The organism is Bacteroides sp. BFG-606, from assembly GCF_024788145.1.
Classification (GTDB): domain Bacteria; phylum Bacteroidota; class Bacteroidia; order Bacteroidales; family Bacteroidaceae; genus Bacteroides; species Bacteroides vicugnae.
In genome coordinates this window covers 1,368,476-1,386,275 of the sequence record NZ_JANUIL010000001.1, presented here as the reverse complement: position 1 = coordinate 1,386,275, position 17,800 = coordinate 1,368,476, and the positions used below count along the sequence as shown (strand labels likewise).

The following is a 17,800-nucleotide window of genomic DNA, read 5'->3' as shown; positions in this document are numbered from 1 at the left end:
TTATCTATTGTCTTATTTACTACGGTTAATATCTCCCCAATAGTCTGCACGGGCATCACCTAGCAAATGTTTGGCAAAGAAACGGTACATTTTCTTCTCAAAATACTTATCGGCAGAACCGTACCCATGACCGGCTCCGGGAATGACAAGCATATCAAAATCCTTACCGGCCTCAATCAAAGCCTGCGCCATACGGTATGTATGTGCAGGATTCACGTTCTTATCCATATCTCCAGTGACAAGCATCAAGTGTCCTTTCAAATTTTTGGCAATCTCAGCATTCGACTTTACGCTAAACTTGTATTCATAATCTTTAGTCTCATTGCCCAAACTGTCTTTCACCACTTTCTCTACTTCTCTTACACCGTTGTAACATTCTCCCCAACCACGATTATAGATACTGTTATCATGGTTCCCAGAGCAAGAGACAGCTGCCGTATAAAAATCAGGATAAGTACAGATAGCAGCTGCAGCCATAAATCCGCCACCGGAATGTCCGTAGATACCAACTTTCTGACCGTCAATAAACGAGTGACGTTGAGCCAACTGCTCAATAGCATATTTGTCATCTGCCAACGGATAATCACGCATATTGCCGTAACCATAACGGTGATATGTCTTTCCCCGCATCGGAGTATCTCCCCTATGTCCTACAGTGATTACAATAAAGCCAAGCTGCGCCATACGAGTACAATAGCTATCATCCAACGTAAAGTTAGTAGGTACAAACCCAAAGTATGGCCCCGGATAAACAACCGAGATAATCGGATATTTCTTTTCCGGATCAAAGTTAGACGGCTTCCACATCACTCCATACAAATCTGTAACATTATCGGCAGCTTTCACCACAAAATTTTCCGGTTTCTTCCAGCCAGCAGCATATACTTGACTTAAATCAGGTTTTGCCAGCTCCATAATCACCTTGCCGGTATTATCCTTCAATAATATCTTCGGCTCCATATCGACTCTTGAGAATGTATCAATGAAGTAGCGCTTAGACTTCAAAAAGATTACCCGATGCTGCCCGTCTTCTTTAGTGAGTAGAGTTGCTCCCTCGCGATCCATATTGGACTTATACAAACGATAGTAAAACGGATTGATCTTCGGGTCATCTCCATATCCATAAAAATAAACCGTACGTTGCAGCGTATCAATAGCGGCAATATGTCCGCTTACCCACGGTCCTGAAGATATCGCATTTTTCAGGTTCCCTTGACCGTCGTAATGATAATAGTGTCCCCATCCAGTACGTTCGGAACGAAATAGAATATCTTTTCCATCATTCAGCACTTCCACACTACGTGCATGCGGATCACGATAAGGCTTATCCACCTCATGAATCAGTTCTTTGACTTCCAAGGTAGAGGTATTGACCGAACACACATCAACCTCATCCCATGTACGTTTGGTACGTTCAAAAAAAACATACTTGCTATCCGACGTTACATTAAAAGGCATCACATACTGGTCATTCCACTTCTGTATCTTCGCTTTTCTCGCAGTCCGCTCTACAATATCAATGATTACAAGTTCATTCTGGGTTACATATTTATCTCCCGGAAATTCATACTTATATTTCTTCAACTCCGGCTTGTCCGAAATCGAGTTAATCACCCAAAAGTCACGCAATTTCCGATTATCATCAAGCACAATATATGCATGCCGGCTATCAGGACACCAACGAGCATTAGAAGGAACTTCACCATTCTCCCCCGCATCATCCTCACGAGCATACGAAAAATCAGGGACTCCGTCCGTAGTCAATTGCACTTCCGTAGTGTCTACTCCCAATGCCTTGTTGCCCTTCACATACAAGTTATGGTCTTTCGCATACAGTATGTACTTCTTATCCGGAGAAAAATTCATCCATGAATATATCGGCTCGGCATCTCTGTCATCTGCCTTTTTCTCCTGCACCTCTTTCAATTTGCGGGTAATTCGATTGTAATCATACTTTTTCGACCTGTAACTGAATACAAATGACTTTTGATCTTTTGCAAACTTTAATTCTGACAGATCCAATCTTACCGAATTCACAACCTCATGAGTTAAGCCGGAAAGCAACATAGCCATTTCTTCGTTATCGAAAAGTAACTCCTTCTTTCCCTCCTTGGGGTTGACATAATAGTAGTGTTTACCTGCCGAAGTCGTAAAATCAAACCAGAAATTATCCGTATCATTGATTTCATGCGGATAAAGGGACATACTATTATTAGACAGTTTTCCCCCTAATGTAAATTCATGAAACTTCTCCGCCAATTCATAATTAGCTTGTACTGTATCATGCCCAGTAGAAGCCTGTCCCCATCCTTGCAATGCAAGAGTAAAAGACAAGCTGCCGGCAATAAAAAGTTGTTTTAATACCATAATGGTTATTTATTATCAAAAAATGCTTTTAAAGTTCTTCTAGAACGCAAATGACATATAATCCATACCGCGTCCCAGTTTATAAAGAACATCTACTATTTTACCAAACTTCTTGTTTTCTTCCGAAGTGGTTTCATTCGGGAATTGTTGTTTAAGAGAAACCGCCGTACACGTCCCATCTTCCAATCTTGTTTCTACAACACTGTATATATAGAAACTTCCGTCTTCCAAAGCAACTCCTAATTGCCCGGCATAAGGATACTTCTGTTTATATAAGTTAGTGGTTACATCCATACCCGACAACGTCTTAACAGCCGCAGGTAACGGTTCCCCCAATGGCATCAATTCACCTCTATATTCCACATCTCCATAAGCATCCCAACCATATTGATAATAATAAAGTTGGTTTCCGCTGGCAATGACCGCATAACGCTTGTTTCCAAAATTAGCCATACCACGATAATCATTGATAAGGCCCAAAGAAGCCTCGTAATACCAACCTTCCAAGCAACCAACATACCTTCTTTCAGCCTCCAGTCCGAAATAACGTAATTCATACACCGATGTTGCTTCATCTTTCAGCAGAACTGTCCAATATGGTTCAGCTGATGTTATATCATTCCCAGAGTTGTATGGAGCGGGTAATGCATCCACCACAGTCTTCTCTATATTCGAGAAATGATCTTCTCCACTCGGATCAGTGATATTATACATATTTCCACTTGTATAGCTGGAATTTTCAGTAATCACTGTACCATTAGTAGCATATCCCATATCCAAGATTCCCACCAATGAATTATCTTCTTCCGTCAATGCAAGCATCACATCTGTAATATTGTTATTAAACTTGTAGGCTTGGAATAAACGACTGAACCGAGTATTATTATTCAATCCTATGGGCATATAAGTACCCGCATGAAAATCCGTTATATCCGCCTTTTTTTCCCAATAAATCAATCCATTCTCGTCCAGTAGTGCTTTGGATGAAAAAGTCATAGCAGCTTCTACCGGAGAAAAATCAGCTGGGATATCTCCGTGAAATTCTTCATCCGTATATACCTCGCGTTCCAACGTATTGCCATTAAGTTCGACCCATCGATCTTGCTTCACCACCAACTCATCATACACGCCAATCCCATACTCGCTATTATAATCCATTTCACCAATATTGTTCATTAACCCTTTCGGATTTGAACCAAGATTGGAGACAATATCACGTTTTACTATATGATAAACCAACGAATCGCGAGTAAACGTCTCTCCACCATACGTTACCTGATAACGTTGTGTTGTAGGCACAATGAAATGGAGCACAGATCTCCCACCATCATTCGACAAAATCACCCAGCCACGCTGATAGATAGATCTCACATTAATGGTTGTGGATTTCCCGAACTGAACTCCCGTCTTATTATCTGTTACCGCAAATGTCACTTGATATGTGCCACTCTTTTCGGCTTTAAATGTATAAGTGGGACCTGTTTCGCCTGTCTGCAACTTCTTATCTACATACCATTCATAGCTGACATCCGGTGTAATACTATCTATTGTAAACTTAAAAGTAGGTGCCAATACCAATTCTTCTCCTTCTATCACACTATAATCCAAATTAAAGTTCTCAAAATTGAGTGCACCACCTTGCATTTCATTTATCAGCTTGTAGTTATAGTTGTTATCATCATCCAAGCAACTGGAAACAACTCCGACTAAAACTACTATCACTGCATATATTCCTAATTTTTTCATACTTTGCAATTTTATAATTTACCCTGCCACTTCTACAGTAATCACATTATTATTCTCATCTTTCACCCAATCTTTCATATCCTTTCCTGCGTTCATCTGCTTCAAGGTATTCTTCAATCTCAATGAATACTTACGCAACACCTGCTTGTTCTTTCCATCAAATACCATATCATCCTTTTTCAACTCGTCCAAAAACATCTGATACTTTTTTTCTGAGTACTCACCTAAATAATACCAATCAACCGAATTTCCTGGATTTTCCTCCGTCCCAGCATCGTTCACCGACCACCAGTCGGGCTTAAACAAACGATCGGTAACAGAAATGAGAGCACGCGAATACAAATAATCACCTTGTTTCACTGTATTTGCTTCTACAACCTGCAACGCTAATATCTTCGTTTCTGTCCTCAATATCGGATCATTCTTCAATGTTACATAAATAGTATCCGTAAGCAATCCTTTTCTAATCTTACAATCTGCAGGCAATACATACAAATTAGCCGGCAAAGTAGTACGTTCGACATCTGCAATTATATTGAAATGTAAATCTTCATCCTGCATCTGCCCATAAACAGAAACCTCTATCGGTATCTCAGCATCCTCACCTTCATTATACATTTTAAAAGATACTGTAGTAGTATCCTTAGTCATATCGTTAACGAATTTCAAATAGGCTGTGTCGTTGCTGCTGACCAACAATCCCTTCTCTTCACATGAAGCGAGCATCAGACATACGCTGTAAAACAACACTCCCCATATAGCATATCTTTTCTTCATTTTCGTTTCTTTTAAGTAGTTATTCTAAAATAGTATCACACTTAAATGTTTGATTCCGAATCGGGCTTGGGTAATATCATATTTTCGTCAGTTGGTAACACGGGATTACTATAATAAGAACTGGCAGGCATCGTCCTATTCAACCGTTTATACATATAGAAAATCTGTCCTTCACCTAAGAACTCACGACGGGCATCATTTACCAGCAAGTTTATAAACTCTGACTTATTTGTGACATTATCAAATTTCTTTGATACTCCTCTTCCTTTCTTTACCAATTCCAAATACCCCTGCGCTTCTTGGGGATTAGTATCAAAAATTGCTTCAGCGGCAATGTAATACACTTCAGACATACGTATCATAGGAATTGTCTGATTATTTGTTATTCCGACAGTAGTACTCTCCGTCTGTTTGTAATATTTCAAGGTACGATAATAAAATCCATAATACTTTTCTTCCAGTTGATACTTAAACCGCCAGTCACTGTCTTTTTCATCTCCATACAATTCTTTTGCCACCTCACTATCAAGACACAGATAATGTTCCTCACTAGAGCCATCGGAACTATGATTTATTTCCAGATCCCATTCCACCAATTCCTTGGGGGAATAAAGCCCAAAAATAATATCATTATACATCTTCATATTTCCATTCCTGAAACCGGATGAACTGGTTGATGCTTTAAAATAACCTGTTTCACTTTCCTCATCAATGATTTTTTTGGCTTCTGCATAAGCTTCCGCATTCTTTCCTGCATACAAATAAACACGAGCTAGTTCTGCTGTTACCGCATAATAATTCAAACGATATCCCCTAGATCCAGCAAACAGGCTTTGTGAAAGCTCATTGATGTCAAATCTAGAGTCTGTGCCCATTTTGGATTCTTTATCGACTTCCCCCAATATACGCTGTGCTTCCTTCAGATCAGCAATAATCTGTTCCAAACAATAACTAACCGTCTGATGATCGTTAACATAACTAGGATAAACATTGACATAAGGAATAAAAGTACGGTTATCTTCTCTGAAACCAACAGATGAAGGAGACGGAGCATAAATACGAAGCAAATCAAATTGTACAAATGCACGCAATCCAATAGCTTCTCCCAAAATCATCTGACGTTCACCGTCAAGCCCGTAAAAAAGACTAGGGTCAGCTTGAGCAGCTTGCTGAGCCAATTCATTACAATTGGCAACCACATTCCAAGCAGCATTCCACATTGCATCAGTAACAGGAACCAATTCGGTATTTTTAAAAGCAAGATTTGCAATCTTTCTCATGGGGGTACCACCAGCTATACTTGGAGCTTGTTCTATGTAATAAGCCTGTGCCCAGGCATCCAGAATCCCCCAAGTAAGGTTACTTCCATACAAATCGAAAGTAGCCATTTTCCGGTAAATACCATTCGTCGCTGTACGAAAACCATCACCGGAAGAGAACAAATATTCCTCCTTTATCTCGTCGGAAGGATAAAGGTCCAGCCAATCTGAACACGAAGAAAGAGTCAAGGCTACAAACGCAAAAGAAATAAACGTAGTATATATTTTTTGTATCATAATGGTATACTTAGAATTGTGCTTTAATAGAGAAATCGACCGTCCATGACTTCGGATAGCTTAAGCCTCGCTCCTGACGGATAGAATTCCAGTTAATAAAATCGCGTGTACTTGCTTCCAATCGGAGCATATTCATCCCCAAATGTTTCTTTATCCACTCCCGATTAAAATCATAGCTCAAAGTCAATGCACTCAAGCGCAGATAAGCCTTGTCCTGAACGAAGCGTGAAGTCGGCATAGTAACATTATCAGCATTTTTAATATCTTTAAACTGAGCAATATCTCCCGGTTGTTTCCATCTGTCGGTCAACACACGCAAGTCTACATTTTGATATTGTATTCTAGCGTTTTCCACCCGATCCACCAAGGTCTGGTTATACTCCTGTCCGCCCCATTCGTATTGGAAAGCCGCAAACAAGCTCCATGCTTTATAGGCAAGATTAAACCCAACAGAACCGTTGAATTTAGGTTCAGTATTACCAACAACCACTTCCTGAGTGGCATTCCAAGTATCAGACACACTACCATCACGATTCAAGAATATTTCCTTACCTGTAGTGGGATCAATACCCAAAGACTTCACAGCCCAGATAGAAGTAAGTGACTGTCCTTCCTCATATTGAGAAATAGGTACTCCATATTTAGAATTATATTTACCATACTCTTCATTCACTATATTCTGATAAAACTCTTTTACTCGCTGATTGTAGGCACGTTGTGAATCTGATATTTTCACAATCTTATTCTTGTTGTGTGCCATATTTCCCCACAGAGCCACCAACCAGTCACGATTACGGAATACTTCACCACGTACTTGCAACTCGAATCCCTGATTCAATACTTCACCCATATTGTCTTTATAACTAGAGAAACCTGAAGTTTGAGACAAACTGACATCGTTCACTAAATCGATGGTTTTATCATGATAATAATCCACATCCACTGTCAAGCGCTGATTCAAGAACTGCATTTCAATGCCTACATTAAATTTATCAGTCTTTTCCCAAGTCAAGTCATTATTTCCTAAAGCTTTCAGCACTGCTCCAAAACCAGTTGCATACCATTCATCGAAAAGTGATTCATACATGGTTGTTGCGGCGTAAGATGGGAAACTAGCCTTACCTGTCCGACCATACGATGCACGTACCTTCAATTTATTGACTATCTCGTTTCCTTTTAAGAACTCATAATTATGAATGTTCACTCCCAAACCTCCGGAGAAGAACGGTGCCCAACGTTGATTGGACCCAAAATCAGACGACCCATCAAAACGTACTGAGAAATCAGCCAGATAAATATCATTCCATGTATAGTTTCCGGTAGCCCACGTACTGACCATACGTGAAGTATTTTCGGTACGCGACGGTTTTTCATATATCTCGGCCGCATAATTCGGTGAATGGAATTGTCCGCTCGGAAATCCGCGATAATGAGCATTTGTCGCATCTGATGAGCCGGAAGATGCCTCCCACGCCACAGACAGATTCAAATTATGTTTATTGAAAGAACGTGTATAATACAAGGCTGCATTCGCATTCCAACTCAAATTATTCCCATTATCTACATAAAGGTCACCCAAATTATGCCCACCGTCACGAGGGGAAGCGGTTGTTTTTGAAGATAACGGATCGATGAACCGTTCTCCGCTAGAATACTTGCGGTTCACACTGAATTGCCCCCTGACGGTCCAATAATCAGTTAAATACCAATTCAAGCTCAAATTATTAGATACTTCATCATAAGCACTCCAAGTATAATTGCCAAGAGTCGCTTCATATAATGGGTTTTTAGCCGTGCGCCCACCACTAACTTGCGAAAATTTTAAATATTCTTTCAATGTACCGTTATCATTATAAGGTGTATCATACGGCTGTAGAATAGTATAATCACTAAAAGAACCATAAGGCGACTCTTTAGATTTGGAATGAGTAAACGATACCGTGTTTTTCACTTGTAAAGACTTCATTCGATAATCCAAGGAGAAACCAACACTGTAACGATCACGACCGGAACCTTTCATCACACCGTTCGCTCCATTATAAGATGCATCTACACCCCAACGCAAATTCTGCGTACCTCCTTCTATAAAAAGACTGTGTTTATGATCGAATGCATTTCGCAGAGGCAATACCATCCAGTCAGTATCCACACCACGTTGAATCTCAGCAAACTTCCGGTTGTAATCATAGATCTCAGTACCAAAATCATTATTATCGAAAAGTCCGGCAAGACGTTCCATTTCCAGTTTCTCCGAAGCGTTCGCCAAACTATAGTCGCGCAAATCGGGCATTTCCAATGTACCGGTGAAATTGTAAGAAACACGAACTTCGCCCGGTTTCGGAACAACCGTAGTGATTACCACCACGCCATTAGCAGCACGCGAACCGTAAATAGCCGTAGCAGCAGCGTCTTTCAATATAGTCATACTTTCTATGCGGCTAGGATCCAAGTCATATACCTTTTCGATGCTAACCTCAAATCCATCCATAATAAATGTAGGAAGATTCGGATTATTTTCCAGATTCGATTTGGTCAATTGATTCTTATCCAAATCTCTGACACCTACTCCTGAACGTCCACGAATATACATTTCAGGTAATGCGTTAGGATCGGAACCAAATTGCGTATTAGTCATCAAGCGGAAAGAAGGATCAAACGACTGCATGGCATCAAGCACATTTGTCTGTGACACCTTACGCAATTCATCACCTGTTATTTGCGTAGAACTACCCGTAAAACTGGATTTACGGATATTACTATATCCTGTAACGACTACATCCTCCAATGTTTTCACATCGTCCACCATAGTAATCTCAATCATCTTCTTGCGTGTAGCATCTACCTGAAGAATCTGCTTTTTCATACCGATAAAAGAGACTTCCAAAGTCACTTTGTCACTTTTCACATCCAGCGTAAACTCACCTTCAATATTAGTAGAAGTACCCGTACGAGTACCTTTCACAATAATGCTGGCTCCTGGTATCGGTTCCTTATTCGAATCAATAACCGTACCATGGATGCGGTTGTCACGCTTCTCGGTCTGCAATTTACGGACAACAACAATACCGTCTTTCACCACATAATCAAATCCTTGAGGATTTAAAATTAACTTCAGAGCGACTTCCCATTTCTCATTTTTTGCATTAATTGATACCGGAGGAACACCTTTAAACATTTGTGAATTATACAACATATTCACTCCTGTTTGTTTCTTCACTGCATCCAAAACTGTCTCGATAGAGACATTATGCAGATTCAAAGTTACCGTCTTATCCTGTGACGGTAGAGCCCATGTGCTAAATGTGCAACACACTGCCACTAAAAAACATAGCAGCCATCGTTTTTCTCTCATAAATTAATGATTAAACTTTACCTAATATTCTATTTACTCTTAATCTTTCATTCTATCGTATATCAATACTTTCCGACCACTGATTTTATAGGTCAAATCACCTGTCAGTTCTAATGCATCCAGGAATGAATTGATCGCTCCGTTACGCTTCAAACTGCCACTGTAAGTTATATCCCGCAAATCCGGTGTTTCATAATAAACTTGTATATCATACCAGCGTTCGAACGTCTCCATAATCTCCCCTAAAGAACGATTTTTAAAGTTGTACACACCGTTTACCCACCCGATATATTCATCCAAGTCGACGGTACGTTTTTCTGTACCATTGGCAGAGACTGCCGCTTGTTCACCCGGCTGAAGAGTTACCGTTCCTACATTCGGTGCAGAGAATTGTACTTTTCCATGTACCAATGTAGTGTAACAAACAGAAGCATCGGTATAAGCATTCACATTAAATGCCGTGCCAAGCACCATCACTTCTCCTAGATGAGTTTGTACCACAAACGGATGGGATTCATCCTGTACAACCTCAAAATAAGCCTCACCCTCCAGAACTACAGTCCTGCGTTTACCCGCAAAGCGTACCGGATAAGTCAGCTTGGAACCAGCATTCAAATAAACTGTCGTTCCATCGGCGAGGATTACAGTATTTTCCCCTCCACGTGGTATGACAAGTTCATTTGACTTGACTGGCTTCTCTTCGACGTTTTTCTCTTCGTGTTGTGTTGTGACGGTTGGCTCATATGACAGCACTCCTTCCTTATATTTTACCTGGACGCCATCTACTATTACGTCAAATTCTTCCTTACGCACATCAATAATGCTGCCATCGGGTAAAGTCAATTGTGCCTGTTGAACTCCCGGCTGAATCAATGGTCTGCTTTCCTCTTCAATCGAACCATAATTCGACATATAGAAAGATAAACCGATTACTAAAAAAACAACAGCTGCTGCAACAGACCACCAAATCCGGAAAGCACGAGGCTTCTTTATTATCGCCGGTTCCGTTTGTCCGATTTTCTGAAGGAAAGATTCATAGGCTTTCTTTGATGAATAATTTTTATATTCTTCAAATGCAACTCTTAATGTCTCGCCATTCTGCAACTGTTCAAACACTTTTTGTAAGTCCGGGCATTCCGCCAATCGCTTTTCAAGCTCTTGCTGTTCCGATTCGTTAGCTTCTCCTAAAAGAGCTTTTTTCATTAAAGCGGCATCTTGATATACATTTTCGAACTTCTTCATCTTATTTCTCCTTTTTAAATTAAACATTGTTTAATTTGCTTTATTATAGATATACATAACTCATAGAAAGGGGTGACAAAAAGATGATATTTTTTTGAGATAAGAGCGTAAAGAAGAGGATTTTAGGGACAAAAATATAACATTATGTCACAATTTGAAAGAAATCTATTCGCTTTTAACAAAGAAAATAAATCTTAAGCAATCAATAAAAAGATAAAGAAGTATCAATTTGACTTTTTTATCTTTTTAGAGAAATAAACAAAGAATTATAGAATGTACAGAGTCGCCCAGTCTTTCACGAAGGAATTTATAGCTACGTGTCTTTTGAGTTTTAACAGTATTGATACTTATTTCCAAACGTTCGGCTATCTCTTCCCATGTATGTCCTTCGATTCTCATTAAAATGATCCGGCGTTGTTCGGCCGGAAGTTCTTCAATATGGCAATAGAGCTGCCGGATAATTTCTTCTTTTACCGTTAACGCATAGATTACGTCTTCATCCTCCACGTCTTCTTCCTCGGCGAGAGAACTTAAAATAGTATCATGAATCTGATTATTGCGTATATATAATAAAGTATTATTATAGCAGGCGCGATAGAGATAATTTGTGAGCTCTTTGATATCGGAAAAGGTACGTTTACCTTCCCAAACAGAAATGAAAACTTCCTGAACCAGATCTTCCACTGCATCCGGAACAGGCAATATTTTGGCGACATAAGCGCATAGAGCAGCATAAAAACGATCGTAGAAATCGCCCCATATCTTTTCATCCTTCCGGTTGACTCCTGCTACTATGATGTCAATCTTATCGTCCATACTGTCACTCTACCTATCAAAAAACGAAATAGATTTCTCTGAAATCGCTATAAACACTTACTATAGCGGCATTTATAAATGCAAATATATTGTTTTTTTTTCAGAAACGCAGGCCCAACTAACCTACAAAATAGAAAATAAAAGGCTTCTCTCTTCCAATCAAAAAACACAAAGTCCTCTATCACCTATCACCGCACCTCTCCAATCGACTTATTCATCGTACATTGAAGCATGGTGATAGGTTGAAAATAATCTTTCACCTAACCTATCACCTATCACCACCTATTTCGGTCAATATAAGACGCAGAATACGGCAGTGATCTACTAAAGGAAACGGTAAAAGAAAGCTTTTTAGTCAGTTCAAACGGCCTAAACTTTAGTCTTCTGCCTTCAAACAAGTTGTTCCCCAACCTAAAACTATTTGTTTCAAGGCTTGAAACCATAGTTTCCATGCCGTTGGAACTATGGTTTCTCGGTGTTGAAACTACAGTTTCCCAATGCCGAAACTTTAGTTTCACGATACGAAACCTTTGGTTTCAAACCATGAAACACTTTTTTTAAAGGCATGAAATCAAACTTTCCCAACATGATTGAGAGTAAAGTGCTTACGAGATATATTTAAAAGAGGCATAAAAAAAGAGCGAATCATTCCGCTCCACCTTTAAAGAATCCCCATAAATGGGATTCTTCTTTTTTCTTCATTTTCATTTACTCGTTACCTAAAAACGTCTTTTTCCTAATACCTAATCAAAACAATCCTTTTCCTAAAAACTAATCTTAAAATCTAATACCTTAATTTTATAAACTAATACCTTTTAATTATAACCTTTTTTCTAATACCTAAAATATAAGTAGTTTCACAACTACACTGCAAAGGTATAGCTGTTTACGAAAACAACAAAGTCCATGATGCTAAAAAATACATTTGGGCTTGTTTTTTTGACTTATGTCAAGACATGAAGCAAATTTTGAGTGTAAACCTCACATTTATTCTGACGATAGCCTCTATTTTGAACAAATTCTCCATTTTGCTTTCTAGTTTCATCCATTATTGAGCAAACAAGCAACTAATAAAAAGACAGCAAAACAAGGCATAAAAGAGCATAATATCACTATTTTTCACAAAAACGCACGATTACAAAATTCGAAGAATAGTCAAATCTCGAACAATCTGCATATTTCTAATCCAAAATTACGGCGTTTTTTTCAGTTAAGCCGGATTCCTCCCCGGATTTTCAGAAGCAAAAACAGCTTGAAGATACAAGTCTCACAACTTTTCTGTAACTTTGCAGCGTTTGATAATAAATAAGATAGGAATGGATTTTAAGTACGACGTAATTGTAATTGGTGCCGGACATGCTGGTTGTGAAGCAGCGGCAGCCGCTGCTAATTTAGGTTCCAAAACTTGTCTCATCACTATGGACATGAACAAGATTGGACAGATGAGTTGCAATCCGGCTGTAGGAGGAATCGCCAAAGGACAAATTGTACGTGAAATAGATGCACTGGGTGGACAGATGGGATTAGTGACAGATGAGACTGCCATTCAATTCCGAATTCTAAATCGCTCGAAAGGTCCAGCCATGTGGAGCCCCCGCGCCCAATGCGACCGGGCTAAGTTCATTTGGTCCTGGCGGGAGAAACTGGAAAATACACCCAACCTTCATATCTGGCAAGATACCGTATGTGAACTGCTCGTTGAAAACGGTGAGGTCACCGGATTAGTCACCGCATGGGGCGTCACCTTCAAAGCGAAATGCATTGTGCTCACCGCAGGAACTTTCCTCAACGGACTGATGCATGTAGGACGTCATAAATTGCCTGGAGGAAGAATGGCCGAGCCGGCTTCTTATCAGCTGACCGAATCCATCGCCCGTCACGGAATCTCTTACGGAAGAATGAAAACCGGTACTCCGGTACGAATCGACGCGCGTAGTGTTCATTTTGACCAGATGGAAACACAAGACGGCGAATCAGACTTCCACAAGTTCTCATTCATGAATACTAGCACGCACCACTTAAAGCAACTTCAATGCTGGACATGCTACACCAATGAAGAAGTACACCGGATTCTGCGCGAAGGTCTGCCGGATTCTCCCCTATTCAACGGACAGATTCAAAGTATCGGACCACGCTATTGTCCAAGCATCGAAACCAAAATTGTCACTTTCCCGGATAAAGATCAGCACCAGTTATTCCTCGAACCGGAAGGAGAAACAACACAAGAGTTATATCTTAACGGATTCTCTTCTTCGCTTCCGATGGAAATACAAATTGCAGCATTAAAACAAATCCCGGCTTTCAAAGATCTGGTTATCTACCGTCCGGGATACGCTATCGAATATGACTATTTCGATCCGACCCAATTAAAACATACGTTGGAATCGAAGATTATCAAAAACTTGTTCTTTGCCGGACAAGTAAACGGAACCACCGGATACGAGGAAGCAGGAGGACAAGGATTGATAGCCGGTATCAATGCACACATCAACTGCCACGGCGGAGAAGCATTTACTTTGGCTCGAGATGAAGCATATATTGGCGTATTAATCGACGATTTGGTTACCAAAGGTGTGGATGAACCTTACCGTATGTTTACCTCGCGTGCGGAATACCGTATTCTGCTTCGTATGGATGATGCCGATATGCGCTTAACAGAAAAAGCATTTAAGCTTGGTTTGGCAAAAGAAGACCGGTATCAGTTAGTAAGAAGCAAAAAAGAAGCCGTGGAACAAATCATTTCTTTCGCACGCAACTATTCGATGAAACCGGCACTAATCAACGATGCTCTCGAAAAGATAGGGACAACTCCCCTACGTCAAGGATGTAAGTTGATAGAGATTCTGAATCGCCCGCAAGTGACAATAGGAAATATAGCAGAATATGTTCCGGCGTTTCAACGGGAGCTGGAAAAAGCAACGGGTTCGGACCAAGACCGGAAAGAAGAAATTCTCGAAGCTGCCGAAATCTTAATCAAGTATCAAGGATACATTGACAGAGAAAGAATGATAGCAGAAAAACTAGCACGATTGGAAAGTATAAAGATTAAAGGAAAATTTGACTATTCTACTATTCAGTCTCTTTCCACCGAGGCCCGACAAAAGCTGGCAAAGATAGATCCGGAAACAATAGCACAAGCGAGCAGAATTCCGGGAGTCTCTCCAAGCGATATCAACGTGTTGCTGGTACTTTCCGGACGATAAGCGACAACGTTTCACGTGAAACAAAACATTTAAAGAAACGATATAATTCAATGATTATGAGCAAAGAAACGCTAATCAAAAGCATTCGGGAAATACCCGATTTTCCGATTCCCGGAATCCTGTTCTACGATGTCACCACTCTATTCAAGGACCCTTGGTGCTTGCAGGAATTATCAAACATTATGTTTGATATGTATAAGGATAAAGGGATTACTAAAGTAGTAGGTATAGAATCAAGAGGATTCATCATGGGACCTATTCTGGCAACCCGCCTGAACGCAGGTTTTATTCCAATTCGCAAGCCGGGCAAACTCCCTGCAGAAACGATTGAAGAAAGCTATGACAAGGAGTACGGCAAAGACACGGTGCAAATCCACAAAGATGCACTGGACGAGAATGACGTAGTTCTATTACATGATGATTTACTGGCAACAGGAGGCACCATGAAAGCAGCTTGTGAACTGGTGAAAAGACTAAAACCAAAAAAGGTATATGTAAACTTCATCATCGAATTGAAAGACCTGAATGGAAAATCATTGTTCGGAGATGACGTAGAAGTAGAATCGGTATTGAGTTTATAAAGAATTTGGTTCTATTTGCAGAAAATATGCCAAAAGTAAGCAACTAACCTTTTGAGACGCGAATGACGTGGATGACACGGACCATAAGAATAGGAATCCATATTATCCGCGTCATTCGTGTTTAAATAGCCACCGACTGCGGGTATGCTTCATGTCAGGCACATACTTTTCACTTATTAGCCATCCTAAAACAATTATGAATACAGAACCAGAAAGCAGAGCCAATGAATATTTGAAAGGGATCGTAGCCAACCTTCCCGAGAAACCGGGTATTTACCAATACCTGAACACGGAGGGTACAATTATATACGTTGGAAAGGCCAAAAATCTAAAGAAAAGAGTCTACTCTTACTTCAGCAAAGAACATGAACCGGGAAAGACACGAGTACTGGTCAGCAAAATCGCCGATATTCGTTATATTGTAGTCAACACGGAAGAAGACGCGTTATTGCTGGAGAATAATCTGATAAAGAAATACAAGCCGCGCTACAACGTTCTATTAAAGGATGACAAGACCTACCCTTCTATTTGCGTACAAAACGAGTATTTTCCCAGAGTTTTCAGAACAAGGAAAATTATCAGGAACGGTTCATCTTATTATGGACCGTATAGTCACATACCATCCATGTATGCGGTACTGGATCTGATAAAGCATTTATATCCTTTGCGAACTTGCAGTTTAAACCTAACTCCGGAGAATATACGGGCAGGAAAGTTCAACGTATGCCTGGAATATCATATAAAGAACTGTGCAGGACCATGCATCGGACTGCAATCACAGGAGGATTATCTCAAAAATATCGATGAAATCAAAGAAATCCTGAAAGGAAATACGCAAGAAATCAGCCGTATGCTACTGGAAAAGATGCAGACATTAGCCGGCGAGATGAAGTTTGAAGAAGCACAGAAGGTGAAAGAAAAATTTCTTCTGATAGAAAACTACCGCTCCAAATCGGAGGTAGTAAGCGCTGTATTGCACAACATAGATGTATTTTCTATTGAAGAGGACGAGTCCAATTCCGCTTTCATCAACTATCTGCATATTACAAACGGTGCCATCAACCAGGCGTTTACATTCGAATATAAAAAGAAGTTGAATGAATCAAAAGAGGAACTTTTGACACTGGGTATTATCGAAATGCGAGAACGCTATAAGAGCCAATCCAGAGAGATTATAGTGCCTTTTGAGCTTGATTTGGAGCTAAACAACATCGTATTTACCGTTCCACAGCGGGGAGACAAGAAGAAATTGCTGGATCTTTCGATTCTAAACGTAAAGCAATACAAGGCCGACCGACTAAAACAGGCGGAAAAGCTGAATCCGGAGCAAAGAAGTATGCGATTAATGAAAGAGATACAGCAAGAGTTGCATCTGGACAGACCGCCTTTGCAAATTGAATGCTTTGACAACTCAAACATACAGGGTTCTGATGCTGTGGCAGCTTGCGTTGTCTTTAAAAAGGCTAAACCATCAAAGAAAGATTATCGAAAATACAATATAAAGACTGTTGTAGGACCTGACGATTATGCATCCATGAAAGAGGTCGTCAGAAGACGTTATCAGCGCGCTATTGAAGAAAACACCCCTCTACCCGACCTGATTATCACCGACGGCGGAAAAGGCCAAATGGAGGTCGTTAGAGAGGTGATTGAAGATGAGTTGAACCTAGCGATCCCTATCGCCGGACTGGCAAAGGACAATCGCCATCGCACATCGGAACTGCTTTTTGGATTTCCTCCGCAGACTATCGGTATCAAACAGCAAAGCCCGTTATTCCGTTTGCTGACCCAGATTCAGGATGAGGTGCACCGTTTTGCCATCAGTTTCCATCGTGATAAACGCAGCAAACGACAGGTAGCATCGGCATTAGACAATATCAAAGGGATTGGAGAAAAGACAAAAACAGCGCTTCTGAAAGAATTTAAAAGCGTAAAGCGGATAAAAGAAGCCTCTTTTGAAGAGATTTCCGCTGTGATTGGAGAAGCAAAAGCCAAGACTGTAAAAGCGGGATTGAGCGATGAATCATCAGAAAATTAATAAGAAGTTGGGGAGTAGGCCTGTTATCTTTCTATCACTTTTAGGCACGGATTACACGGATTTCACGGTTGAATTACTAAAAAACCGTGTTATCCGCGTAATCCGTGCCCCAATAATAAATC

General features: G+C 40.2%; 10 protein-coding genes. 3 read left to right on the top strand and 7 right to left on the bottom strand.

Annotated elements, in window-relative coordinates; translation table 11 throughout:
* Positions 1-12: 12 nt before the first annotated feature.
* From NXV01_RS05035 to NXV01_RS05005, 7 genes are all read right to left on the bottom strand, one after another.
* Positions 13-2,367: a DPP IV N-terminal domain-containing protein gene (locus tag NXV01_RS05035; protein WP_259021837.1), complete on the bottom strand. Its 2,355-nt coding sequence runs from the start codon at positions 2,365-2,367 to the stop codon at positions 13-15.
* 39 nt (positions 2,368-2,406) lie between these two features.
* Positions 2,407-4,113 carry a PKD-like family lipoprotein gene (locus NXV01_RS05030; RefSeq protein ID WP_148367841.1) on the bottom strand — a complete coding sequence of 569 codons (1,707 nt, stop codon included), beginning with the start codon at positions 4,111-4,113 and terminating at the stop codon, positions 2,407-2,409.
* 18 nt (positions 4,114-4,131) lie between these two features.
* Positions 4,132-4,890: a DUF4843 domain-containing protein gene (locus NXV01_RS05025; RefSeq protein ID WP_148367840.1), complete on the bottom strand. Its 759-nt coding sequence runs from the start codon at positions 4,888-4,890 to the stop codon at positions 4,132-4,134.
* A 41-nt stretch (positions 4,891-4,931) separates the two neighbouring features.
* A complete protein-coding gene (locus NXV01_RS05020) occupies positions 4,932-6,446 on the bottom strand; it encodes a RagB/SusD family nutrient uptake outer membrane protein (RefSeq protein ID WP_148367839.1) in 1,515 nt (504 codons plus the stop codon).
* Between the two features lie 10 nt (positions 6,447-6,456).
* Positions 6,457-9,798 (bottom strand): SusC/RagA family TonB-linked outer membrane protein, encoded by a 3,342-nt coding sequence (locus NXV01_RS05015; protein WP_148367838.1) that lies wholly within the window; start codon positions 9,796-9,798, stop codon positions 6,457-6,459.
* Between the two features lie 39 nt (positions 9,799-9,837).
* Positions 9,838-11,040 (bottom strand): FecR domain-containing protein, encoded by a 1,203-nt coding sequence (locus NXV01_RS05010; protein WP_148367837.1) that lies wholly within the window; start codon positions 11,038-11,040, stop codon positions 9,838-9,840.
* Between the two features lie 246 nt (positions 11,041-11,286).
* Positions 11,287-11,856 (bottom strand): RNA polymerase sigma-70 factor, encoded by a 570-nt coding sequence (locus NXV01_RS05005; protein ID WP_148367836.1) that lies wholly within the window; start codon positions 11,854-11,856, stop codon positions 11,287-11,289.
* 1,316 nt (positions 11,857-13,172) lie between these two features.
* Here NXV01_RS05005 and mnmG point away from each other — a divergent pair.
* The 3 genes from mnmG to uvrC all read left to right on the top strand — a co-directional run bounded on the left by mnmG (position 13,173) and on the right by uvrC (position 17,678).
* Positions 13,173-15,059 carry a tRNA uridine-5-carboxymethylaminomethyl(34) synthesis enzyme MnmG gene (gene mnmG / locus NXV01_RS05000; protein WP_148367835.1) on the top strand — a complete coding sequence of 629 codons (1,887 nt, stop codon included), beginning with the start codon at positions 13,173-13,175 and terminating at the stop codon, positions 15,057-15,059.
* 50 nt (positions 15,060-15,109) lie between these two features.
* The gene (locus NXV01_RS04995; RefSeq protein WP_148367834.1) at positions 15,110-15,640 is read left to right on the top strand and encodes an adenine phosphoribosyltransferase; all 531 of its coding nucleotides are present in this window, start codon (positions 15,110-15,112) and stop codon (positions 15,638-15,640) included.
* Between the two features lie 196 nt (positions 15,641-15,836).
* Positions 15,837-17,678: an excinuclease ABC subunit UvrC gene (uvrC, locus tag NXV01_RS04990; protein WP_148367833.1), complete on the top strand. Its 1,842-nt coding sequence runs from the start codon at positions 15,837-15,839 to the stop codon at positions 17,676-17,678.
* Positions 17,679-17,800 lie beyond the last annotated feature (122 nt).